This window comes from Paenibacillus marchantiae (assembly GCF_028771845.1).
Classification (GTDB): Bacteria; Bacillota; Bacilli; order Paenibacillales; family Paenibacillaceae; genus Paenibacillus; species Paenibacillus marchantiae.
This window is the reverse complement of the sequence record NZ_CP118270.1, coordinates 5316862-5338354: the sequence shown is the minus strand read 5'-3', so window position 1 is coordinate 5338354 and position 21493 is coordinate 5316862. Positions and strand designations below refer to the sequence as shown.

Annotated in this window: 19 protein-coding genes and 1 pseudogene; 18 read left to right on the top strand and 2 right to left on the bottom strand. The window is 45.6% G+C overall.

Annotation, left to right across the window (positions count from 1 at the left end; translation table 11 throughout):
• Nucleotides 1-42: 42 nt before the first annotated feature.
• The 15 genes and pseudogenes from PTQ21_RS31515 to cydC all read left to right on the top strand — a co-directional run.
• Nucleotides 43-804, top strand: a pseudogene (locus PTQ21_RS31515) (helix-turn-helix transcriptional regulator); the annotation flags it as partial.
• Nucleotides 805-900: 96 nt separating this feature from the next.
• Complete coding sequence (locus tag PTQ21_RS31510; protein ID WP_371129238.1) at nucleotides 901-1656, top strand: ABC transporter substrate-binding protein; 756 nt, start codon at nucleotides 901-903, stop codon at nucleotides 1654-1656.
• Between the two features lie 101 nt (nucleotides 1657-1757).
• On the top strand, nucleotides 1758-2840 hold the full coding sequence (locus PTQ21_RS23905; protein ID WP_274567399.1) for an ABC transporter substrate-binding protein: 1083 nt from the start codon (nucleotides 1758-1760) through the stop codon (nucleotides 2838-2840).
• 190 nt (nucleotides 2841-3030) lie between these two features.
• Nucleotides 3031-3759, top strand: a complete 729-nt coding sequence (locus PTQ21_RS23900) for a response regulator transcription factor (protein ID WP_063562789.1) — start codon at nucleotides 3031-3033, stop codon at nucleotides 3757-3759.
• Nucleotides 3760-3787: 28 nt separating this feature from the next.
• The gene (locus PTQ21_RS23895) at nucleotides 3788-4633 is read left to right on the top strand and encodes a sensor histidine kinase (RefSeq protein WP_063562788.1); all 846 of its coding nucleotides are present in this window, start codon (nucleotides 3788-3790) and stop codon (nucleotides 4631-4633) included.
• Nucleotides 4630-5283, top strand: coding sequence for a response regulator (locus PTQ21_RS23890; protein ID WP_063562787.1), 654 nt, complete (start codon nucleotides 4630-4632; stop codon nucleotides 5281-5283). The genes PTQ21_RS23895 and PTQ21_RS23890 overlap by 4 nt, the downstream gene beginning before the upstream one ends.
• Before the next feature lie 186 nt (nucleotides 5284-5469).
• Entirely contained in the window at nucleotides 5470-6828 is a 1359-nt protein-coding gene (locus tag PTQ21_RS23885) for a right-handed parallel beta-helix repeat-containing protein (RefSeq protein WP_274567398.1), read from the top strand.
• A gap of 2 nt (nucleotides 6829-6830) precedes the next feature.
• Nucleotides 6831-7400 (top strand): nitrous oxide reductase accessory protein NosL, encoded by a 570-nt coding sequence (locus PTQ21_RS23880; protein ID WP_371129237.1) that lies wholly within the window; start codon nucleotides 6831-6833, stop codon nucleotides 7398-7400.
• Between the two features lie 25 nt (nucleotides 7401-7425).
• Nucleotides 7426-8247, top strand: coding sequence for an ABC transporter permease (locus PTQ21_RS23875; RefSeq protein ID WP_274570561.1), 822 nt, complete (start codon nucleotides 7426-7428; stop codon nucleotides 8245-8247).
• The gene (ccmA, locus tag PTQ21_RS23870; RefSeq protein ID WP_063562785.1) at nucleotides 8240-8947 is read left to right on the top strand and encodes a heme ABC exporter ATP-binding protein CcmA; all 708 of its coding nucleotides are present in this window, start codon (nucleotides 8240-8242) and stop codon (nucleotides 8945-8947) included. The genes PTQ21_RS23875 and ccmA overlap by 8 nt, the downstream gene beginning before the upstream one ends.
• A gap of 38 nt (nucleotides 8948-8985) precedes the next feature.
• Entirely contained in the window at nucleotides 8986-9531 is a 546-nt protein-coding gene (locus tag PTQ21_RS23865) for a TlpA family protein disulfide reductase (RefSeq protein WP_063563189.1), read from the top strand.
• 583 nt (nucleotides 9532-10114) lie between these two features.
• Nucleotides 10115-11479: a cytochrome ubiquinol oxidase subunit I gene (locus tag PTQ21_RS23860; RefSeq protein WP_063562784.1), complete on the top strand. Its 1365-nt coding sequence runs from the start codon at nucleotides 10115-10117 to the stop codon at nucleotides 11477-11479.
• Nucleotides 11476-12489 (top strand): cytochrome d ubiquinol oxidase subunit II, encoded by a 1014-nt coding sequence (locus PTQ21_RS23855; protein ID WP_063562783.1) that lies wholly within the window; start codon nucleotides 11476-11478, stop codon nucleotides 12487-12489. The genes PTQ21_RS23860 and PTQ21_RS23855 overlap by 4 nt, the downstream gene beginning before the upstream one ends.
• Nucleotides 12490-12553: 64 nt before the next feature.
• A complete protein-coding gene (cydD, locus tag PTQ21_RS23850; RefSeq protein WP_274567397.1) occupies nucleotides 12554-14392 on the top strand; it encodes a thiol reductant ABC exporter subunit CydD in 1839 nt (612 codons plus the stop codon).
• Entirely contained in the window at nucleotides 14389-16122 is a 1734-nt protein-coding gene (cydC, locus tag PTQ21_RS23845) for a thiol reductant ABC exporter subunit CydC (protein ID WP_274567396.1), read from the top strand. Before cydD ends, cydC begins: the two co-directional genes overlap by 4 nt.
• A gap of 190 nt (nucleotides 16123-16312) precedes the next feature.
• On the opposite strand, the gene PTQ21_RS23840 is transcribed toward cydC, so the two are convergent.
• Nucleotides 16313-16792, bottom strand: coding sequence for an immunoglobulin domain-containing protein (locus PTQ21_RS23840; protein ID WP_063562780.1), 480 nt, complete (start codon nucleotides 16790-16792; stop codon nucleotides 16313-16315).
• A gap of 896 nt (nucleotides 16793-17688) precedes the next feature.
• Between PTQ21_RS23840 and PTQ21_RS23835 the strand changes: the two genes are divergently transcribed.
• Entirely contained in the window at nucleotides 17689-18927 is a 1239-nt protein-coding gene (locus tag PTQ21_RS23835) for a saccharopine dehydrogenase family protein (protein WP_063562779.1), read from the top strand.
• Between the two features lies 1 nt (nucleotide 18928).
• Nucleotides 18929-20056 carry a carboxynorspermidine decarboxylase gene (gene nspC / locus PTQ21_RS23830; RefSeq protein ID WP_063562778.1) on the top strand — a complete coding sequence of 376 codons (1128 nt, stop codon included), beginning with the start codon at nucleotides 18929-18931 and terminating at the stop codon, nucleotides 20054-20056.
• 93 nt (nucleotides 20057-20149) lie between these two features.
• Here nspC and PTQ21_RS23825 read toward each other — a convergent pair whose 3' ends face one another.
• Nucleotides 20150-20923 carry an SDR family NAD(P)-dependent oxidoreductase gene (locus PTQ21_RS23825; RefSeq protein ID WP_063562777.1) on the bottom strand — a complete coding sequence of 258 codons (774 nt, stop codon included), beginning with the start codon at nucleotides 20921-20923 and terminating at the stop codon, nucleotides 20150-20152.
• A 111-nt stretch (nucleotides 20924-21034) separates the two neighbouring features.
• On the opposite strand from PTQ21_RS23825, the gene PTQ21_RS23820 reads away from it, so the two are divergent.
• Nucleotides 21035-21391 (top strand): MerR family transcriptional regulator, encoded by a 357-nt coding sequence (locus PTQ21_RS23820; protein ID WP_063562776.1) that lies wholly within the window; start codon nucleotides 21035-21037, stop codon nucleotides 21389-21391.
• The last annotated feature ends 102 nt before the right edge of the window (nucleotides 21392-21493 follow it).

The window sequence follows — 21493 nt, the reverse complement described above, 5'->3', positions numbered from 1 at the left end:
TCATTTAGAATTTTGAAGAAGATTCGAAAAGAGGGATGCGCTATGATGACACATTTACAACAAAATCACCCAGAGGGTGAAGGACAGACAGCAGCAGATCTCGCATGGTATGGATTAAAGAACGTATTCAAGGATTCGGTCGACAAGGCCTATCGTTTGGTATACGAAGAAACACCAGATCATGTCATTCTTGTTGCTGCAAATCGTCACGGCAAAATCGTCATTGATGGCATACCGCATCCGTTCGTTCCAAATAGTGCCCATTTAGTATTACCAGGCCAACGGGTCGAGACCGTTTATTTAGCGGATGGAGAGCAGATCATATACCGGATTCATATCGGCATCATTCCATATGAAGGACAGAAGGTGTCCTCTGAGCATTTGTTGACGGAGCTTGGTAGGCCAATCACGTTTCCAGATGCACAGGTGCAGCAACTTTGCGAAAAAATCGTCTGTTACTGGCATACCGGTGATTCAACAGATCGTTTCGCAAGCCAAGCAGGTTTCCAGGACCTGCTGCATCTTCTGTTCAAGAAGCAGAACCAACACGAGAACGCACTCGAGAGAGCACGGAAATACATGCTGCATCACTATCAGGATACAATCACAGTCGACGACCTGGCCGATGAAGCGGGCATGAGCCGCTATTATTTCATGAGATCATTCAAAGAGAAGTTCGGTCAGAGTTCGATGGACTATCTGGCAGAGATTCGCACCAACGAGGCCAAACGTCTGATGGAAGCAGGACAACCACTGAAGGACATTGCTCTGTTGGCAGGTTTCAAGGACCAACACTATTTCAGCAGCCAATTCAAAAAGCAGGTGGGATTACCGCCTCGTACATATATTGCGAACAGGAAATGCAAAACAGCCGCGTACAGCTGGCCCAATATCGGGCATTTGCTGACCCTGCAAATCATCCCCTTCGCAGCGCCCATTGATCAGTTTTGGACAGATGATTACCGTCGGAAATATCGTTATGATGTCAAGGTAGCACTCAGCCACGACTATGATTTCAACCTCAAAGCATTGATGCGGGCCAGGCCAGACCGGATTGTTGCATTGGACGAGATGATCCCCGAAGAGGAGAAAGAGAAGCTGCGGCACATCGCACCGGTGTTGTTTCTAAGTTGGCACGGAGAGGATTGGCGGCAACATCTGCGGCGAACGGCCCGTTTTTTGGATCGGGAGAATGAAAGTGAAAGATGGCTTCTTCGATATGAGGAAAAGGTGGAAACGGTTCTTCATTATATTCCTCATTCGTTTCAACAAGGTAAGCTAATCGCATTAAGTGTGTCTCCCCGGGGCATTCAGATCTGGGGTAGAAGAGCAGGAACCGTATTTTATGACGATTTGAAGATTGCCGCGGCTTCGGGTGTGGATCAGATCGAATTTACCAGATACGTGGAAGCCGAACAGCTTGCTGCATTCGATGCGGACGTCATCATCGTTAGTGTTATGAAGGACCATCATTCCCTGATGGTGTGGGAGAGGCTTCAACATGCGGAAAGCTGGAAACAGCTGCATGCCGTACGAAACCGACAAGTCTATCTGACACAGGGAGGACATTGGTTAAGCGAACCGATCCTGGAACATACAGCCAATCGGCATGAACTTCTGCTTCAGGAAGTAAACTTGCTATTTAGTGCCCGGTAATGGGCGAAAGTAGACATCTTCTTCTATTTTCTTCGCTGAGGAACATCTGTATAATCATCATGTGATAATCATTCTCAATACAGAAATGCGGAGGGGAACTCATGTCTCACACAGAAAATAATGATCTCTTTAGAAGAGATCGTTCAAAAAAGGCTACACATGGAAGGAAACGCGGATTTGCAGGATTGATGCTCCTGCTATTGGTTCTTTCACTTATGGTTGTTGCCTGCGGAAATAAAACAAATACAGCAGGAGAGCAAGCCACAACAGAAACGACCAAGACAAACGCAAGCGCAGCGACTCAAACTGCCGAAGAGCCTCAGACTCAGGTCATCGAACATGCCATGGGCAAAACGGAAGTTCCGCTGCATCCAAAACGTGTTGCCGTATTTGGTCTGGAGGATCTTACATTGTCCCTGGGTGTACCGATGGTCTATGCATACGACTTTGATGGCTACTACTTGGATGACCAGCTCAAAGCACTGAACATTCCGCTCGCTGGAAATGCGGATTTCAATCCGAATCTGGAAGCCATTCTGGCAACCCAGCCCGATCTTATCGTGGTTCAGCGAAACGCCATTGATGACAAAGCGTATGAGGAACTGAGCAAGATTGCGCCAACCATTGCCTATTCACCGGATGATTGGGAGAAAACCATTGTGGAAATAGGAAAGGCAACGGGCTTGGAAGATAAAGCACAGGAGGTGCTTCAGGCGAACACCGACAAACTGAAACAGGCCAAGGAAGATATCATTTCGGCTGTGGGCCCGGACAAAACAGTTGTCTTCATGCGTCCATCGGACAAGGATCTGCAGGTGTTCTTTCCGAGCTTCGCTCCACTTATCTACACTGAATTGGGGTTAAATCCAGACGAAAGCGTTGCAGCACTCCAGAAGGATACTAAGGACGATTGGGGAGTCACGACATCTCTAGAGAAGCTGCCTTCTATTGGAGCTGATTATGTGTTTGCCATCTACGGAGGATCGATTAGCACGGAAGAAGAGTTCAATGAAAACAGTGCCGTTGCAACGGAAGTTGAGAAACTTCATGTATGGAAAACGATGCCTGCTGTGAAGGACAACCATGTGTTCAAAGTGTCAGCCAGACATTGGATGATGTCCGGCCCAATTGCAGACGGCAAGGTGGCAGACGATGTGGTAGCAGCCGTCACTGGCAAGAAATAAGCCTGGACATAATCGTTCATACATTGTCTACAATTCAGAGATAGATTATTAAAGGCATGGCTCTATGGAGTCATGCCTTTTGAGTACGTTGAAGGTATGCTGATTACATCAAGTTCACTCACTGGCTTGAGGCTTTACAATGAGAAACTAAGAAAATAACCAGAATATCGCAAAGATTTGGAGGTAAGACATGAACGGGACCCTGCAGCAAAATAGAATATTGATTGTAGATGATGATGAACGGGTCCGAAGACTTCTTCGCATGTATTTGGAGAAAGAACAATTTATCGTTGAGGAGGCTTCGCTAGGCTGGCAAGCCCTTGGGCAGCTTCATCACGGTTCTTATGCCTTGATCATTCTCGATTGGATTCTTCCCGATATTAAGGGAATTGAAATATGCCATTATCTTAGGACCAACTTAAGCATACCCGTCATGTTTCTGACAGCCAAGTCAGAAGAAACTGATCGGCTTGAAGCTTTCAAAGCAGGGGCGGATGACTTTGTCATGAAACCATTCAGTCCGAGGGAGGTTGTGCTACGTATTAAAACTATGATGGCTCGTTATAACGGATTAATCGAACCTGCGCCAAAAGATCATTCAGCGAGCGAGGTGTTGATTTCCTCCATTCTAATCAATCCAACTTCCCGTAGAGTCACAGTAGGACAAGTGGAGATTCATATGACTCCCAAAGAATTTGATTTGCTTTATCATCTGGCGACACACTCGGAAATAGCATTCTCTAGGCAGGATTTGCTGAGAATTGTTTGGAAAGTGGAGCATGAGGAAGATCTGGATTATCGGACTGTAGATACCCATGTGAAACGGTTGCGTGACAAACTATCCGAGTATGTGCCGAATCGGGAAGATCTGATTCAAACCCTGTGGGGGTTCGGTTATATTCTTCGTTTGCCTCACTGATTCTTATCTTGCAGTTCAGGAGGAGAATATGTCTTACAAACAAATCAAGTGGATGATCTTGCTCATTCCCACCTTGACCGTTGGACTGTGGGAGTATGTACGACATCAGTTTCTGCTCCCCTACATATCAATGAATTTGGGCAACTGGCTTACGCCTGTCATTGTATATGTCGTGAGTATAACGTTGTTAACTCGGCTGTTTCTGATTTTGGAACGTATTCAAAAAGAGCTGGAGCATGAGCGTGAAGCCAAAGCCGCATTGGAATCTCGTGAAAAGATGGCCAAGGAACTCCATGATGGAATCGCCCAATCCCTTTTTTTATTATCGGTAAAAGTGGGGCGTTTAGAGGAACAAGCCAAGTTGGATCAACAGTTGGACGATGTGTATTCGATCAAGAAAACGGTTCATGAAGTCAATCGTTATGTGCGTCAGGCCATTGCCGATTTACGTTATGATCCTAACGTTGACAATACCTTCACTACGAACGAATCGGTCACACTACTTGGTCAAATTCGAAGAATTGCCAAAGATATCCCCGTCCGAATCGAACTGGATTGGAGCATCCCGGATGATGCATTTACTGACAAAGAGAAAGTAGAACTGCTCGCTTGTATTCGGGAAGCTCTCTTTAATATTCAAAAGCATGCATCAGCTTCCCAAGGATGGATTCAGGGAAATGGGCACAAGAAGTGCTGGAATATCACGATTCGAGATAATGGAAAAGGATTTGAGATGAATCCCTTTGAACGAAAGGATCGATATGGACTGAAAATCATGAGAGAGCGGATGAATGAGCTGAACTATAACATGCAATTCCGAAGGGAGCAGCAGCTTACTGTTGTCGAATTTTCAAAGGATGGTGAGATGTTATGAGTCATACTCGCGTACTTGTTGTAGACGATCACGCTCATGCGAGAGAAGCCATATGTGAAATTTTATCCATGGACCCCAGCTTCGAAGTGATTGGCGTCGTGTCGGACGGTCAACAAGCGATTGATTATACAGAACAGTGGCTTCCCGATCTAATCCTCATGGACATTCAGATGCCAATTATGAACGGTCTTGAAGCAACACAGCGGATCAAATTGGCGTTTCCTTATGTGAAAATTGTCATGATTACCGTCTCGGATGATGTACTACACCTTCTGGAAGCGTTGAAACGGGGAGCTCAGGGTTATCTGCTCAAAAACCTTGAACCCTCCATGTGGCTGGAATATCTTCATTCCATCGTTACAGAAGAAGCTCCATTGAGCCGCGAGGTGGCTTACCAAATCCTGAAGGATGTCTCACTCACGGAGAAAAAAGAACCTGACGTTCCACTAACGACAAGGGAAAAGGATATTCTGTATGGCGTGGCTGCAGGATGGACGAACAAAGAAATCGCTGTGAATTATACAATTTCAGAGTATACCGTCAAGAATCATTTAAAAAACATTTTGCAAAAACTGCAGGTTCAAAATCGTGTTCAACTGACACGTTATGCATTGGAGCAAGGGCTTATTACAGACCATAATCGTCTGTAATAAGCTTTTTTTACTATATCCGTGTGTTCTTTCTATTTTCATGTTAAGTGGATGTGATTTTTCTACTTTTACCACAATGACCTCACAATTTGGACACAAAACGTCCAGCTCTATAGCTAGCTTGAGCTATATGGTAAAAATTTGTTTTTATGTACACTATGAGCAGTGTGTTTCATGAAGGAGGTTATGATGTTTCGCGAACGGATTGTCCTGAGCATATTGCTGCTTATAGGGATACTGTTGATCCCGCTATCTTACCCGCTGGACACTGCAAATGCTGCTCCTGAAACCAAAGATGCTATTCCACTCCAGCCAATCATTGATGGTTCTAGACCTGGAGAAGTGCTTGTACTTGAGACGGGTATTTATTCTGGTCCCGTAAGTATAGACAAGAATATATCCATTCGAGGGGACTCATCCGTATTGGTATTGAATACGGATGCTGAATCCACCATTACCATTCGTTCAGATGGAGTGACATTGCAGGGTTTCACGGTACGACACTTAACAAATGAACCCACTGCAGCGATTCAGGTTGAAGGAGATCGAGTAGAGATCACGGGCCTGGATATTCAGAGTCAAAGTTTTGGAATCGTGCTGCGGGGTTCTGTCGATGGGCTCATACATAGCAATACTATTTCATGGGCTGGACCGGAGTCTGCTTCCAGTGGTCAAAAGGGGAATGGCATTGATCTGTACAATTCCCATCGTACCCACATCGAAGACAACAAAATTACGGGCATGCGGGATGGTATATATCTGGAGAACAGTCGCAATCTTACGGTTAAGGCTAACACGCTGTTACATACCAGGTATGGCATTCATTGTATGTATATCGATGGCTCTTCTGTTGTGGACAATGTTGGAGAGAACAACAGTACCGGAGCCATGGTCATGGGCGTCAAGAATACGGTCGTATCGGGAAACTCTTTTCGCAAACAGAACGAAAATGTGCATTCACAAGGGATTTTGTTGTATGACGTACAGCAATCCTCGGTTCATAACAATGTCGTGGAGGGTAACCGTGTTGGCATGAACATTGCTGAATCCTCAGGAAATGAAATTCGCGGCAATGCGGTGCTCCGGAATTTCATCGGAATTCAGCTCGTTCTTGCGGAGGATAATCAGTTTACCAGAAACCAATTTGTTTCGAATGTGATTGAAGCTTCAGCGATGGACAGCCGGAACAATGAGATGAAGGAAAACTTCTGGGATTCCTTTCAAGGTCTTGACCTGAACGATGATGGAATTAGTGAACTGTCCTATGGAATTAATCCTTTTTATGAGCAAGTGGTCAACCGGAATTCGGCCTATCAGCTTTTCTTTCAATCTCCAGGCATGATCTTTATGAGCAACTTGTTTACGGAAGGCAAGGCAGAGTGGACAAGCGACAGATCGCCATTAATGAGCATGGAAGCGGTATCACAGACGACGAAGGTAGGTACACAAGTGGTCAAAGAGATAACCGGGGTTTGGATCATCGGATGCATTCTGCTGGGCCTGGCCACTTTTATTATGATCAATATGGGGGTATTACGAAAATGAGAATGAAAACACATTGGAAAACAGTTATGGTACTTCTCTTTGGGGTGCTGTTATTAACAGCTTGCGGAAAAAAATACGAGGCATTGCCTATCAATGAAGACGTGGATATCTGTGCCATTTGCAAAATGCAGGTGAAAGATGATGCCTATGCCACGCAGCTTACCACGAAAGACGGTAAAAATTATAAATTTGATGACATTGGTTGTATGCATCAGTGGAAAGAAGAGAACGGAACAGATAACATCGGGATGGATTTTGTTCGTGATTATAATGACAAGGAATGGATTGAGTACAGCAAAGCCACTTATGTATATGATGCTTCACTGCGTACACCGATGGCTTACGGCATCCTCAATTTTAAGGATAAACCATCTGCCGAAGCTTTTGTTGCCGAGCAGGGTGTGGGAACCATTATGACCGCTGAAGACCTCGCCTCCCACGACTGGAAACAAAACACAGAGACGATGGATATGATGGGGGAGCATGGGCATTCCGAGGAGGGAATGGGTGAAGGCGTGCATGAAGAAACACATGGAGAAAGCGAATCAACGGAAGAATCAGGCCACAAGTAATGACCAATGAAGATGGTGATGCATGATGGGAGATATGGTACAAGTCGTCCGACGAGAAATGAAAATGGGATTTCGCAACCCTTGGGCATATTCATTTTTGATTCTTTTCTGCGTGTTTAGTCTGAATTTGTTAATCATCAATTCTCAGAATTTTGTAGCAGGATACTCTGGCACTACAGGTTCCATGTTAAATCTTATTCTTTATCTGTTGCCGCTGATGACCCTCTTTCTGGGCTCGTTCTCGTTGACTTCTGAAAAGGAAGAGGGCAGCTGGCAGCTGTTGTCCACTTACCCCATCGGCACGATGTCTTTTATTGTTGGCAAATATCTGGGGCTGTCGGTTGTATTAATGACGATAGTTACATTCGGATATGGCCTGATGGGACTTCTTAGCGGATGGGTGGGTAGCCCTTTAGATGTTAAGACATATCTTTTGTTTCTGGTATTCTCCTGCGGACTGGTGTTGCTATTTCTGACTATTGCACTGTTCATCGGTTCGTTATCCAAAAATCGCTGGCAAGCGTTAACGATATCGGTATCCGTTTGGTTTTTTGCTTTGATCGGGTGGCCCACGCTTCTAATTTCCGTGCTGGGACTCATGCCGTATCAGTGGGTAAAACCCTTACTCACCGTTCTAACCTTCATCAATCCGGCTGAGTTGGTACGTTTGTTTGTGGTGATCAAACTTGGCGGGGGCTCGATACTGGGACCTGAATATTATCAGTGGGTAGATTGGGTACATCCATCGAGCGGGAGCTGGATCTTTATGGGGATATGTCTGCTGTGGATTACATGTTCTATCGTGGCAGTATACGGGATATGGGAAAGGGGACGTTCCCATGGATAATGTGGAAACAGAGATTGTTGGACTGTGTAAATCCATAAAAAAACAACAGATTGTTGAAGATATATCCTTTCGCGTTTCTTCCGGTCATGTGCTTGCCTTATGCGGCGGAAATGGGGCCGGAAAAAGCACCGTTCTGCGTATGCTTGCAGGTATTCTTCAACCTACCTCGGGTGAAATCATTGTAAACAATATGCGCTGGTCCAAAGAACGAAAGCGATATTCGGAACAGATCGGATATATGCCGGATGATTATCATTTCAACCAGGGTTTGACGGCAGAGGAGGCGCTCCAGTTCTGGGCGGCGTTAAGGAAAGTGCCTAAAGCGCGAGTAACGGAAGTGCTAACCATGGTAGGCTTGGCCGATCAAAAAAAGAAACGGGTCACGACCTTTTCCAAAGGTATGCGGCAGCGTGTGTTATTTGCCCAGGCTCTGCTGTCCAAGCCTCCGCTGCTGATCATGGATGAGCCGACGAATGGACTGGACCCCTTCTGGATGCAGGAGTTTGCAAATCTGATAAAACAGATCAAGGAGGAAGGGCATATGGTTGTGTTCTCCACCCACCAGCTTGAGATCGCAGATGATGTTGCCGATCACATTGTTTTTATGAACCAAGGACGTAATGTGGGAGATGGCTCTACTGAGGACTTTCGTCAACAGTTCGGGTCGCTTCATGCTGCATTTCATCATAGTCTTGGCTAAAAATGAAGGTGAACTTATTGAAAAAAAATAGTGCGAAAATGAGTTTGAAAATGATACGTTTGTTTACCATCCTGATTGGAATGGCTGCTGTGCTGGTCGCTGCGTGGGCAATTTATCAGGGGACTTCATCATCTGAGCCCAAAATAACCGGTGCCATTGAAGCCGGTGCAACTGCTCCTGAATTCACTGCGGTTAATTCAGACGGAGAACAGGTGAAGCTCTCCGATTATCGGGGCAAAGTCGTCATGATTAACTTCTGGGCTTCATGGTGTACGCCCTGTGTGAGGGAAATGCCAATGATTAAGCAGATTGCTCAGACGTATCAAAACGATGTAGAGGCTCTGTTTGTCAACGTGGGGGAAGCGAAGGGCACCATTCGTGAATTTATGGAGAAACAGCAATTCGATTTCCCTGTTATCATTGATGTGACCGGAAAGGTCTCCGGTCTGTATCGTATCACCGGGTTGCCAGCGACCATGATCATAGATCAGGAAGGTATATTCAGTCACATTTTGCTCGGTGAGTTGACTAAGGATATTCCTTTGCAGCAATGGCTGGAGGAGACCGTACAGCAACGGAATTGAAGCTTTGCAGACTTATGAACAAAAAAAGTCGAGAAGTCGCTCACTATACGAGCGGCTTCTTTTGTTTTATTTTTCCCGAACATCTTGCAAGCATAGTAGAATTGAAAATCGCAATACCACGGTTGTGCCTAATGAATCAATAGCCCCTTTGGGTGCTTTTTATGCTTTTCACCGAGTTGTCAGAAAGAGTTGATCCTTTCTTGAACATTTAGGGACGAAGACGTGTCAGTGATTGAATTGCTAATTCACAAAGATATAATAATTTTAACTATTAGGTCCTGTTAAGTACTTTGGCCCTTCAGTATCAGGTAAAACACAGCTCGCCAACCCATGCTCAGTCCAATAACTATGTGTAGCAATGCACAATGATGGTGTGGTAAAGCTCCTTCGTCACTTACTTTGTGAAAAAATTCTCTTTGTACATACAACGATGGAGGAACGGTTTGTAGATAAACTCTGAACCAGTCTAGTGGGGCTTCTATCAACCTGATAAAGAACGCAGTCCAAGGGCTGACTGACCTAATAATTAAAAGATTCAAATCAGTACGAAAATCGAACAGAGTTTGAAAGGAGGCAGTAAACAATGGCAATCGATACGGTGATGTGGAGCAAGCTGGTGACAGGTATGACGCTGGGCTTCCACGCTATTTTTGCGACACTTGGCGTCGGTATACCTCTAATGATCGCAATTGCAGAATTCATGGGGATTCGCAAGAAGGACCCCCATTACACACTGATGGCGAAGAGGTGGTCAAGAGGGTTTGTCATTTCTGTGGCGGTTGGTGTGGTGACCGGTACAGCGATTTCACTGCAACTGGCCCTGGTGTGGCCGAATTTTATGAAACTGGCAGGCAATGTCATTGCACTCCCACTATTCATGGAAGTGTTTGCGTTCTTTTTTGAAGCCATTTTCCTGGGCATTTATTTGTATACCTGGGATCGATTCAAAAATCCGTACATTCACTGGCTGCTGACGATTCCAATCGTCACCGGTGCAGGTATGTCGGCTGTGTTTATTACGACGGTGAACGGCTTCATGAACCAGCCTGGAGGCTTTGTCATGGAAGCAGGCCAATTCACAGCGGTTAACCCAGTGGAGGCGATGCTGAATACGGCGACGTTCTCCAAGGTGTTTCATGTATTAAGCTCAGCATATTTGACAGGAGCTGCCCTGTTAGCCGGAATTGCAGCCTTCTCGCTGCTGAGAAAAGGGGCATCTGCATACCACAAAAAAGCCTTGAATCTCATGATGGCGGTGGTTCTGCTGTTCGGCTTACTGAACACGTTAGCGGGAGATGTGTCCGCCAAGTTTTTGGCCGAGCATCAGCCGGAGAAACTTGCAGCGGCAGAATGGCATTTTGAGACAGAAAGTGGCGCGGATTTGATTTTATTGGGATGGCTGAATGCAGAGCATGAAATTATAGGAGCTCTTCACCTGCCGAAACTGCTCAGCTTCCTGGCCTTTAGTGACTTTAATGCAGAGGTAACCGGACTGGAGGAGTTTCCGAAGGACGAATGGCCGCCGCTGCTCGTTCACTACCTGTTTGATTTAATGGCCGGAATCGGATTTACGCTGCTGGCTATTTCAGTTCTGTATTTCCTGTTTGTATTCTGGAAAAAGCGCAATGAGCTGAATAAGTGGCTGCTTGGGATCATAGCGCTAGGCGCACCGATGGCTTTTCTCGGAGTTGAGCTGGGCTGGTTCTATGCTGAACTGGGACGACAGCCGTGGATTATCCGAGGATATATGCGTGTGGAGGAAGCAGCCACTTCATCACCCAGCATCAGAATGATCTTTTTCTTCTTCCTGCTTCTCTACATCGTTCTGGGAGTCATGTGTGTTCTCGTACTAAGACGTTTGTTCAACAATAATCCGGCAGAAGTCGAGATGGAGAAATGGATGAAGGAGAAGCGCAATCCGTCTACAGAAAAGGGTGAGCGTACATGAGTTACGAACTGATTGGCATTTCGGTACTCTGGCTGTTCTTGTATGGCTATTTAATTGTTGCCTCCATTGATTTCGGGGCGGGTTTCTTTGCCTTTTATGCACGCTTGACGAAACAGGATCACCTGATTAATCGTCTGATCTCCCGTTATTTATCACCGGTATGGGAGATTACGAATGTATTTTTTGTCTTTTTCTACATTGGCATTGTTGGATTCTTTCCCGACACGGCTTATTATTACGGATCAGCGCTGCTCGTACCGGGAAGCATTGCGGTCATTTTGCTCGCCATTCGTGGGTCGTTTTATGCCTTTGAGAACTATGGTTCCAAAAATAACATCGTGTATCTGTTTCTATATGGAGCTTCGGGATTGCTGATTCCAGCTTCGCTATCAGTGGCGCTAACGCTGTCTGAAGGTGGTTTTATCGTGAAGCAAGGTTCGACGGTTTCTCTGGATTACTGGACGCTGTTTACCAATCCGTTATCATGGAGCATTGTTGGACTGGCGATTGTGTCCGTATTGTTCATTAGCAGCTCATTTCTAGCCTTTTATGCATCGCGGGCAGAGGATCACTCTGCATTGAAGCTGGTACGGACCTATGCCCTGTTCTGGAGCACACCGACGATCATCATCGCACTGACTGCATTTATTTATTTGGGACAGCACAATGAGCGACATTTTCAAAATATGATGGATTTATGGTGGTTGCTTGCACTTTCCGTTGCATTCTTCATGATTGCGATGTGGCTGATCTATAACGGACGCCGCTACGGATTAGCGTTTATATGTATCATGCTGCAATTTTTCTGTGCCTTTTTCGCTTACGGAATTGGTCAATATCCTTATATCCTTGATCCGTTCATTACAATTCAAAACAGTGTAACCTCACCAGCGATGGGCTTCGCACTGGTGGTTGTGTTTATCGGTGGCATGTGTATGTTGATTCCTTCCTTGATTCTGGTTTTCAAACTGTTTCTGTTTGATGCGGATTATGTAAAGGGAAAAAAATAAATTGAATTCATTATGCGATGTAAGGGAGTAATCTCACAGGTTCATAGAAAGGAGGAGAGCTTACATGAAGAGGAAAACAAGCCTGATCTCTCAACAAATGTCTGGGCAACGAAAACGACTCGTGCTCCTTGCAGTGATTTCACTTGCGCTGGGTGCAGCGATTGTAAGTCAGGCTGCGCTGCTTGCTGAAGCAGTACAACGGATTTTCGTGGAGAAGGCTTCCCTTTCGTCGGTCGTCATGCTGCTCGGGATACTCATGGCTGTCATGGTCGTACGTACAGGGTTGTCTTATGGGAACGGAAAAGTTGGTTTGCATATGGCTTCCAGTGCCAAGACGAATATGCGGGCAGCCGTGCTGAAAAATTTGACCCATGCGTCGATGCCATCAACCCTTCGTGGACAAACAGGCGGAAAGGTCAGTGTTGCTCTGGATGCTGTGGATGAGGCTGACAGTTATTTCAGTCTGTATATGCCACGCATGATGGAGGCTGCCATCATTCCAATTCTGATTTTGGTGGTAACGTTTATGCAGCATGCCAATTCAGGCTTTATTATGCTGTTTACGGCCCCGTTTATCCCCTTGTTCATGATTTTGGTGGGACTGAAGACGAAGAACAAATCAGAGGAGAAATATGCGCAGCTGGCCGAGTTTTCCGGTACGTTCCTGGACTCTCTTCAAGGGCTGGTTTCGTTGAAAATATTTGGACGGGCTCACCGTCAGCAGCAGGAGATTGAACGCACCAGCCTGGGGTACCGCGATGCCACGATGGGCATTTTGCGGATTGCGTTTACCAATACGTTCATGCTGGAATCGATTGTAATGCTAAGCATCGGTATCGTCGCTCTTGAACTAGCAATCCAGCTGCTTGTATTCAAATCGATGTCGTTCCACACTGCGTTTCTCGTGCTGCTGCTCGTTCCCGAGTTCTACAGTCTGTTGAAAAATACGGGAACAGCTTTTCACAGCGGGCGAACAAGTATGGGAGCGGTTCGTAAGGTAGAGCAGATGCTTGAGGAAACAGCTGGGGAGAACAAATCGGCAGATAGCAAAGAAGGAATAGGTACATCGGATGGAATTGACGAGGTCGTTAACATGGATCGGGTGGAAAGGGAAAACGGGATAGGGACATTACAAATGCACCGTTCCAATGACGGTTCCATGCCGCCGTCCATTATATTGAACCATCTCCGATTTCGTTATGCGCCCGAATCATTCGACCTTGAGACTGGTCGAGCACAGCTTGATCCAGGAGAACACATTGCCATTGTCGGCAAAAGCGGCTCAGGAAAAACGACGTTGCTCCATCTCATTGCGGGTTTGCTGAAGCCAGAATCAGGAGAGGTTCTGGTAGATGGACAACCCCTATCCGAATATGATGAGGCTGCATGGTTCGAACATGTGAGCTACATTACACAGCATCCGTATATTTTTGCAGGTACATTTGCTGAGAACATTGCGATTGGTGCGGGCCGGAACGTGTCCAGGACTGAAATTGAGCAGGCGGCTGAGGATGCCGGGCTTGCTGAAGTTGCTGCCCAATTGGAGCATGGCTTCGATACCTTGGTTGGTGAAGGAGGTCGAGGACTGTCTGGTGGGGAAAAGCAACGACTTGCTTTGGCAAGAGCTTTTTTGAAGCGGCCTTCCATCATATTGTTTGATGAACCTACGGTGGGACTGGATTTGCGCACGGAGCAGATACTGCAACGTTCCATTGCCACATTGGCAGATACCGCGACGATGATTACAGTGGCTCACCGATTATATACGATTCAACATGTCGATCGCATATTGTTTATGGACGATGGTGTGTTAGTGGATACGGGACGCCATGAAGAGCTTATGGCGCGTCTACCCCAGTATGCCGAGATGATTGATGTTCAACGAAAGGGGGGCTTGGCATGAATGAGCTAGCGATTTTGTCCAAAGCCATGATTCAGGAGCGCAAGGATATTATCCTTTCTATTCTAGGTGGGTTTATTGCGGGGATAGCAGGAGTGGCCCTCTTCTCGGCGAGCGGATATCTGATTTCGCAAACAGTCTTTGCGCCCCCGCTGTACACCTTAATTGTACTCACCTCGCTGGTCAAGCTGCTTGGACTGCTTCGGGCGGCGAGTCGTTACGGCGAGCGTTTGTATTCCCACCGGGCGACATTCTCCATGCTTAGCCGTTTGCGTACATCCTTTTTTGCCCGACTCATTCCTTTGACGCCGGGTATATTGAACAAAAAGCGAAGCGGGGACCTGCTAGCCCGCATTGTTGGGGATGTGGAGAGCCTGCAACATTATTTTTTGCGCGTCGCTTATCCACCGATTATTGTTGTTATGGTCTTTTTGGCGACAGTGTTGTTTACTTCTGCTTTTTCATTCTGGATTGCGGTTTTGTTTGTAGTAGGCATGCTCACAACGACATTGGTTGTACCGGGAATAGTCTTGCTTGGGCAGCGAAAAATACATGGACACGTTCGCGAGCAACGGGCGCTGCTTTCCACAGAAGTCACCGAAGTATTGTATGGGTTCCGGGATTTGAAAGTGTACGGACAACTGGCTCAACGGGAGCAACAGCTGCAGCAGGCTTCTGCTGCGTTGACGGTCCAGCAGCAACGGGCTGCCGGACACCTACTGCGTGGGCAATCCATGCATGCTTTGGTTACGTTCCTTATTTCCTGGGTCGTGCTGACACTTGGTGCTTATCTGATTATGGATGGAGCGCTTGCTGGCGTGTTTCTTGCAATGCTGGTTATGGCCTCACTAACCGTTTTCGAAGAGGCTGCGGCAATGGCGACATTACCTTTGTATAAGCAGGATAGCGAACACGCAGCCAAGCGACTGACGGAAACCATACAGACCTCTGATAGGCAGTCTGTGTCTACGCAGCCAAAAGGCGCGTTATCTGGCAATCAGGCTGTTTCGCTTGATCTCTCCAATGTTACGTTTCAATATGAAGGGGAGTGGAGACCGGCGTTAAAGGACATTTCGCTGCATATTTTACCCGGCTCCAAAACGGCGATTGTCGGACCGAGCGGATCAGGCAAATCAACGATTATTGAACTACTGCTTAAACTGCGAACGCCTACAACAGGGGAGATCCGTTTAAATGACATTTCGGTGAAGGAACTGGATGAGGCGAGCATTTGGCAAACGGCCAATGTTGTCTTGCAGCAAAGTCATTTCTTCCGGGGAACGATCCGGGATAACCTGCTGTTGAATGATGATGAACATTCGGACGAGCAACTATTGGATGTGCTAGCAAAAGTGCAACTGCCCAATACATCATTGACTGATGTAGTCTATGAAAAAGGGGAAAACCTGTCGGACGGTGAGAAGCAGAGGCTGGCTCTGGCACGGGCCATGCTTCGCAAGGGACGGTTATGGCTTCTCGATGAACCTACTTCCTCAATGGATTACGTTACAGAAGAACGTGTGATGAAACATCTCTATGCACAAGCAGCCGAGGATACGCTTCTACTAATCTGTCATCGGCTTACTGGCCTTGAAGAGATGGATCGGATTGTGGTGATGGAACAGGGAAGGGTAGTGGAAGCGGGCTCCTATACGGAGTTAATGGAGCAAGAAGGTTATTTTTATGAGATGAAGAAGATTGAGCGGCAAATGATCGGAGAAGTTGGAGTGTAAGAGAGTAAGATACACACAGATACGAATGAAAGAGTATGCGTCATTGCAGTTTAAACATTCACATTACAAAAAAATACACTCGCACACGTTTATACTGTGTGGAGTGTATTTATATTACCGTAAAGAAATGAGGGTAAGCATCAGTCAATTGAAGCTTCGATTAACAGCTTGTACTCCAGTACAATAGACCTTAATGGCCTCCTGTATTAGAAGCCCAGACAGGATACCAGCCTGCACTCGGTGTTTCTGTATTGTACAGCACCAAATTGCCGTCGTTTTGAACGATGAGCACGTTACCCCTGAGGTTGGGTGGCAGATTGTCCGCTCCATAGTACGATGTAGACCATGCCTTGTTGTCTGACGTCCAGTAAGGTGTGTTTTGGGGATCCTGGAGCACGAGTTTTCCACTCCAATAATCAATCTTGAAATGATTTATTCTCGTGTCATTGGTCTTGGTGTTCCATAACATCGTGTGTGTGCGGTTATCCCAGAGCTGTAGGTCGCCGTAGACGCTGTATTGCAGTGAAAACCTGACGTTGTTGGATACGAGAGGAATCGAATTGTTATACATGATGTCATAAATGAGGCGGTCTCCAGCTGCAGATGCTGATGGAGCGCTGGAAAGCAAAAACATGAAAATTGCAGCAAATAGCAAAACGGCTTTTTTCATAAGATCCTCTTTTCTGGGATATATTTTAAATTACATACCAAATATATCATATCTCTATATCAAAAATGTATAAAATTTCAAGTCGAAAGAAAATATTTTTGGGAGCTTTATATTTTTGCTTAACTTCTCGTAATAACTTATATTCGACATACAAAACTAAAGGATTATTCTACCTAAATCAATCTATTTTAGGATAATCCAACTTCCATGTTACACATCGTTATCGCTGACATGTCAGTTTGAAAATTGAGAAAGAGCTGGATACATTAGGCAGTAACTATTTAAAGATTTGCCATTATAATCAGATATGCCTAAGAGCGAAATGTGTGTTCCAAAATGATGAATAAATAAATTTTTAGAGATCGCTTGATTTTTTTCAATGTATCTGATATTGTAAGACCTGTGATTTTGGAAAGCAGATATATCAACATAAATCAGGTCTTTCCAGCAGATAATTTTTGACCACTTCTCTTAAGGAAGTTAAGGCCATACGGACAGCCGGGTCAAACGCCGATTGGCAACTTATGTTGCCTTATTGATTGAGTTAAAAGCTCAAATTTTATAAGTTGGTTACTTTACAACCAGTGCATCTGCACATCAACTTGTGAAACGGTCAATAAGAGTGGTAAAGGCGAATTATTTGCTATATAGACTCTGATCTGATATTGATATACATGAAGAAGCTTTCCGCTAGAGGAGTTCTTTTGAACTTTTTTAGTTATGGGAACTTTGCGTCTTTTTAATGATGTATATCGACAAGCAAGTGTGATGATGCGCGTTTGGGGCATTTTTCACCTTGCTTTTTTTGTTGGTTCAGAACGGGCGAAAAGTTGAAAAATGAGAAAAATAATGAAGTTAATTTTAAAAAAATTCATATTGGGTTAGGAGAATGGAAAATGGGAAAAGCACTAATCATCGGCGCCGGCGGCGTAGCTTCAGTAGCAGTTCATAAATGCGTTCAAAACAGCGAAGTATTCGAGGAAATCTGCATCGCAAGTCGTACGAAATCCAAATGTGACGATCTTAAAGCCAAGCTGGACGGCGGCAAAACAAAAATTACGACAGCTCAAGTGGATGCCGACAACGTTGACGAACTGATCGCCCTCATCAACGAAGTTAAACCGGATCTCGTCATGAACCTGGCATTGCCTTACCAAGACCTGACAATCATGGATGCTTGCCTTGCAACGAAAACGAACTACATGGATACAGCGAACTATGAGCCGGAAGATACGGCAAAATTCGAATACAAATGGCAATGGGATTACAAAGAGCGCTTTGAAAAAGCGGGAATTACAGCTCTGCTTGGCAGTGGATTTGACCCAGGTGTTACTGGTGTATTCTCTGCTTATGCTCTGAAACATTACTTTGACGAGATTGAATATATTGACATTCTCGACTGCAATGGTGGAGATCACGGCTATCCGTTCGCAACCAACTTCAACCCTGAAATCAACATCCGCGAAGTTTCGGCTAACGGAAGATACTGGGAAAAAGGTGAATGGATCGAAACGAAACCAATGGAAATTAAACGTGTCTATGACTTCAAAGAAGTTGGCGAGAAAGACATGTACCTGCTTTATCATGAAGAGCTGGAGTCCCTGGCTAAAAACATGCCTGGACTGAAACGCATCCGTTTCTTCATGACATTTGGTCAAAGCTACCTTACGCACTTGAAAGCACTTGAAAATGTGGGCATGACTTCGATCGAACCTATCGAATACGAAGGCAAACAAATCATTCCGCTGCAATTCCTGAAGGCGGTACTGCCAGATCCGGCGTCCCTTGGACCACGTACTGTGGGCAAAACGAACATCGGCTGCATTTTCAAAGGTAAAAAAGACGGCAAAGATAAAACGTACTACGTTTACAACATTTGTGATCACCAAGAGTGCTACAAAGAAGTGGGTTCCCAAGCCATCTCTTACACAACAGGTGTTCCAGCCATGATTGGTGCAGCAATGGTGATGACTGGTAAATGGAACAAACCAGGCGTATACAATGTTGAAGAGTTCAACCCAGATCCATTCATGGAAGAGTTGAACAAATGGGGTCTCCCATGGGTTGAAGACTTCAACCCAGTACTCGTTGACGAACTGCCAGAAGAAGCCAAAGAATCGGAGCTTGTTCGTTAAGATGCGGTTTGAGCAATTACCGACACCATGTTTTGTTGTTGACGAAGGACTTATCGAAAGAAATCTCAAAATCCTGAACGGTGTCATGCAACGTACAGGAGCCAAAATCGTGCTGGCTCAGAAAGCATTTTCCATGACCACGATGTATCCGCTCATTGGAGAATATCTGAGCGGTGCAACGGCAAGCGGGCTGTATGAAGCCCGCCTGGGTCATGAGGAGATGGGCAAAGAGAACCATGTCTTTGCCCCGGCCTATCGTGAAGATGAGATCGATGAAATCCTTTCGATTTCAGATCATATTATCTTCAATTCTTTCTCCCAACTGGAGAAATTTAAGGGCAAAGCGCTTCAGGCTGGTCGAAAAGTAGGCCTGCGTATTAACCCTGAATGCTCTACTCAGGAGGGGCATGAGATTTACGATCCATGTGCTCCTGGTTCCCGTTTTGGTGCCAAACAAGAGGATTTCCGTGTAGAGCTGTTGGAAGGAGTCTCCGGACTGCATTTCCATACGTTGTGCCAGCAAAATTCAGATGATCTGGAAACGACACTGAATGCGGTAGAAGAGAAGTTTGGACAATGGCTGCCACAAATGGAATGGATCAATTTCGGCGGTGGACACCACATCACACGCGAGGATTATGACATTCCAAGACTGGAAGCTTGCATCAAACGCATGCAGGAAAAATATGGCCTGGAGGTATATCTGGAGCCGGGCGAAGCGGTTGCGCTGAACGCGGGCTTCCTGGTGACGTCTGTGCTCGATTTCCACAAGAACGGTATGGACATTGCCATTCTGGATACCTCGGCAACATGCCACATGCCGGACGTGCTGGAAATGCCGTATCGCCCGCCGCTTATCGGTTCGGGAGAAGCAGGGGAGAAAGCCCATCTGTATCGTCTGGGGGGACAAACTTGCCTGTCAGGTGATGTGATCGGAGATTATTCATTTGATCAACCGCTCAAAACGGGTGACAGATTGGTATTTGAGGACATGGCGATCTACTCCATGGTCAAAACCAATACATTTAACGGCATGCCGCTGCCAGCCATCGCAGTGAAAAGAAAAGATGGCGATTGCGAAGTGGTTCGCGAGTTCGGCTATCAGGACTTCAAAATGAGATTGGCTTAATACTTTTATAGATATAGCAAGAGCAAAAGGGAACCTGATCACAGGTTCCCTTTTGACGTTTCACATAGGATGGGTTAACGGCTGTTTTTATGATTAATCGTTGGGTTTCGAGGCTGCTCTGGCGGCATACGGAAAGATCGGTTCTTTCAATTCAAACTCATAGGTTAATCCATTTACAATACCGACGACGCTTTCGCTGTCATATAATTCAAGCAAGAATCCAGCCATTTGTTCTGCTGTATGAAATTGGGGAACACGGCCCTCATATTTGAACTGGTCCAGATCAAAAGCACGTTCCGCAAATTCCGTTTCCGTTGCAGCGGGCGCGAGCACTTTCGCTTGCATTGCAGCATGCTTGCCTTTTAATTCATGTGCGAGCCCTTCCGTAAAGGCACTTACATAGAACTTTGTTGCACAGTAGGTTACTGCATCCGGCACGATCGTATATCCACCTCCAGAGGAGATGTTAATGATCTGAGTGCCCTCAACCTCTGCATAATCACGCACATACAGGGAAGAAAGAATGGTTAATGCTTCTATATTCAGATGAAGCATTTGTTCGATTTTAGGTAGATGTTGTTCACCAACCGAAGCAAAATTTCCGAACCCTGCGTTGTTAATCCATGTCTCGATAGAGTAATGATGGAGACTTTCATAGAATGCATGGACATTGGCAGCGATGGACAGATCCACCGTGCGAATGACAATGTCCAGATCAGGATCAATTTCACTTACTTTTGATTTTAACTTCTCCAATTCGTCGGTTCTGCGTGCAGCCAGGATCAAATGTTTGCCGCGAGCCGCAAAAGCCAAAGCTGCTTCATAGCCAATGCCCGAACTGGCACCGGTAATCACTGTATACTTCATGGATATTCCTCCTGGATTTTCGGTTCATTATTTATTGTGATATGAGTACGAGTTGATTATACTGATTAGAGCTTACTCTAAGTCAAGCGGAATATAGAAGGGAGGATCACCATGCACACGATCGGTGAAGTGGCTGAACTACTCGGTATCAGTACCCACACATTGCGTTATTATGAGAAGGAGCAAATTATCGTACCGCTCCGTGATGCTAGTGGAGACAGACGCTACAACGAATCGCACCTGAAATGGCTGCAATTTGTAATCAAACTAAAAGAGACTCAAATGCCGATCGCTATCATCAAAAAGTACGCATCGTTATTTCAGGAAGGTGAGCATACGGCTGCAGAGCGTTTGAAATTGCTGGAAGAGCACAAAGAGGCGATTCAACAGCAGATGCACACACTTCACTCAGCAGATCAGATGCTGGAGAATAAAATTACGGCATATCGAGCATTAATCGGGAAATAATGTAATCTGATCGAAGAAACGAGCAGAGCGAATTCAGTGGTTACATATATGACGATCTATTGCCAAAATAGTGAATTTTGTTATAGACTATTTTTTATGGTT

Bases quoted from the DNA above. Each gene is read 5' to 3' on its own strand.
- PTQ21_RS23905 (WP_274567399.1), top strand. From the start codon at position 1,758: ATGTCTCACACAGAAAATAATGATCTCTTTAGAAGAGATCGTTCAAAA.
- PTQ21_RS23900 (WP_063562789.1), top strand. From the start codon at position 3,031: ATGAACGGGACCCTGCAGCAAAATAGAATATTGATTGTAGATGATGAT.
- PTQ21_RS23895 (WP_063562788.1), top strand. From the start codon at position 3,788: ATGTCTTACAAACAAATCAAGTGGATGATCTTGCTCATTCCCACCTTG.
- PTQ21_RS23890 (WP_063562787.1), top strand. From the start codon at position 4,630: ATGAGTCATACTCGCGTACTTGTTGTAGACGATCACGCTCATGCGAGA.
- PTQ21_RS23885 (WP_274567398.1), top strand. From the start codon at position 5,470: ATGATGTTTCGCGAACGGATTGTCCTGAGCATATTGCTGCTTATAGGG.
- PTQ21_RS23880 (WP_371129237.1), top strand. From the start codon at position 6,831: ATGAAAACACATTGGAAAACAGTTATGGTACTTCTCTTTGGGGTGCTG.
- PTQ21_RS23875 (WP_274570561.1), top strand. From the start codon at position 7,426: ATGGGAGATATGGTACAAGTCGTCCGACGAGAAATGAAAATGGGATTT.
- ccmA (WP_063562785.1), top strand. From the start codon at position 8,240: ATGGATAATGTGGAAACAGAGATTGTTGGACTGTGTAAATCCATAAAA.
- PTQ21_RS23865 (WP_063563189.1), top strand. From the start codon at position 8,986: ATGAGTTTGAAAATGATACGTTTGTTTACCATCCTGATTGGAATGGCT.
- PTQ21_RS23860 (WP_063562784.1), top strand. From the start codon at position 10,115: ATGGCAATCGATACGGTGATGTGGAGCAAGCTGGTGACAGGTATGACG.
- PTQ21_RS23855 (WP_063562783.1), top strand. From the start codon at position 11,476: ATGAGTTACGAACTGATTGGCATTTCGGTACTCTGGCTGTTCTTGTAT.
- cydD (WP_274567397.1), top strand. From the start codon at position 12,554: ATGAAGAGGAAAACAAGCCTGATCTCTCAACAAATGTCTGGGCAACGA.
- cydC (WP_274567396.1), top strand. From the start codon at position 14,389: ATGAATGAGCTAGCGATTTTGTCCAAAGCCATGATTCAGGAGCGCAAG.
- PTQ21_RS23840 (WP_063562780.1), bottom strand. From the start codon at position 16,792: ATGAAAAAAGCCGTTTTGCTATTTGCTGCAATTTTCATGTTTTTGCTT.
- PTQ21_RS23835 (WP_063562779.1), top strand. From the start codon at position 17,689: ATGGGAAAAGCACTAATCATCGGCGCCGGCGGCGTAGCTTCAGTAGCA.
- nspC (WP_063562778.1), top strand. From the start codon at position 18,929: ATGCGGTTTGAGCAATTACCGACACCATGTTTTGTTGTTGACGAAGGA.
- PTQ21_RS23825 (WP_063562777.1), bottom strand. From the start codon at position 20,923: ATGAAGTATACAGTGATTACCGGTGCCAGTTCGGGCATTGGCTATGAA.
- PTQ21_RS23820 (WP_063562776.1), top strand. From the start codon at position 21,035: ATGCACACGATCGGTGAAGTGGCTGAACTACTCGGTATCAGTACCCAC.